This window comes from Paenibacillus sp. HB172176 (assembly GCF_011947265.1).
Taxonomy (GTDB): domain Bacteria; phylum Bacillota; class Bacilli; order Paenibacillales; family Paenibacillaceae; genus Pristimantibacillus.
Genome location: NZ_JAATHD010000068.1, coordinates 1 through 1,406 on the forward strand (window position 1 = coordinate 1; position 1,406 = coordinate 1,406).

At 43.0% G+C, this 1,406-nt stretch carries 2 protein-coding genes; both read right to left on the reverse strand.

Features of this window, described 5'->3' with window-relative positions; all coding sequences use genetic code 11:
• Positions 1-145 precede the first annotated feature (145 nt).
• Positions 146-523 carry a type II toxin-antitoxin system death-on-curing family toxin gene (locus tag HFP08_RS28745; RefSeq protein ID WP_168124072.1) on the reverse strand — a complete coding sequence of 126 codons (378 nt, stop codon included), beginning with the start codon at positions 521-523 and terminating at the stop codon, positions 146-148.
• Positions 520-813 (reverse strand): hypothetical protein, encoded by a 294-nt coding sequence (locus HFP08_RS28750; RefSeq protein ID WP_168124071.1) that lies wholly within the window; start codon positions 811-813, stop codon positions 520-522. The genes HFP08_RS28745 and HFP08_RS28750 overlap by 4 nt, the downstream gene beginning before the upstream one ends.
• Between the last annotated feature and the right edge of the window lie 593 nt (positions 814-1,406).

A 1,406-nucleotide genomic window follows, 5' to 3' on the forward strand; every position in this document is an offset into this window, starting at 1 on the left:
TGTCACAGGGCTTCAACCTTAGGATCTCTCCACCAGTTGCCTGTCAGCTACGAGGCGACTTGGCTCTTACCTCGACCGGACTTTCACCGGCTAGTTGTGCCTAGCTTGGCTAGGCGCGCAATAATAAAAAAACACCAAGAATTGACTATACTTGATGTTCTCTTATCCATTGTTCGATGTGTTCTTCATTAAATTTGCCTTCAGCAGTTCGCAATCCTAATTCTACAAGTTCTTCTTGATTGTATCTAACAGTTATTTGGTTTAATCGCAATAAGAGCAACATCATTGCTACTCCTATTCGTTTATTCCCGTCTACAAAACCATGGTTTTTTATCAAAGCATACGCAATTACAGTAATTTTCTTAATAGCACCTTCATATAGATCTTTTCCATCGAAAGTTGAGTCTGCTTTTCTTAAAGCACTTTCAAGCATTCCAATATCTCTTATGCCATTTAATCCACCTGATGCTTTTACAATTTTACTGTGAAATTGAATTAGCTGTTCCAAACTAATGTTCTTCATTTAGCTAATTCCTTGAGAGCTTCAGCATTCTCACTTATAATGTCGTCCATCATCAATTCTAATTGTTTGTTGTTTCGGCTCTTTAGAAAATCAACAAAATCGATTACTTCCAGTTTCTTATCATCTGGTAATGTAAGAAAGTCTTGAATAAGTTTTTCTTCAATACTAATGAGAAACACCTCCAGCACTTCTTTCTTTTCATTATACACCAAAGCACGATGAGAATTAACATCAGCTTCCATATAAATTATTGGTCTTGCCGGTATGTCATCTAACGTTTTTGTATTCACGAACCTTCACTGCCTTAAACGACCGTAGGGAGTGGCCGCGACGCGGTTAGGCAGTGCAGGGTTGTCCGGCTGAATTGGCTTCCCTGCTACTGAAATACTCCAATCGAATCCACTTCTTCCTGCTTCGGCCGGACCAAGGAGCGATAGCGACGCAGCGTGAATACGGTGTTAGACGCTGTGCCCTCTTCGATTAACTTCCAAATGTCTATAATGCACTTTTTCCAATATCGTTCCCGAATGGGAACTTTCCACTGGCACTGGCTCGCATTGTCAATGTCGTTCCCGGATGGGAACTTTCCGCTATGCTCTGGCTCGCTTTGTCAATGTCGTTCCCGGATGGGAACTTTCCACTATGCACTGGCTCGCATTATTAATGTCGTTCCCGGATGGGAACTTTCCGCTATGCTCTGGCTCGCGTTGTCAATGTCGTTCCCGGATGGGAACTTTCCGCAAGCTCTCTCTTGTCTCTACTCGTTCCCTTAATATCTTAGCATTGCGTCTAACGTTCTTGTATTCACGAACCTTCACTGCCTTAAGTGACCGAAGGGAACGGCCGCGACGCGGTTAGGCTGTGCAAGGTTGTCCGGCTGAAT

Bases quoted from the DNA above. Each gene is read 5' to 3' on its own strand.
- HFP08_RS28745 (WP_168124072.1), bottom strand. From the start codon at position 523: ATGAAGAACATTAGTTTGGAACAGCTAATTCAATTTCACAGTAAAATT.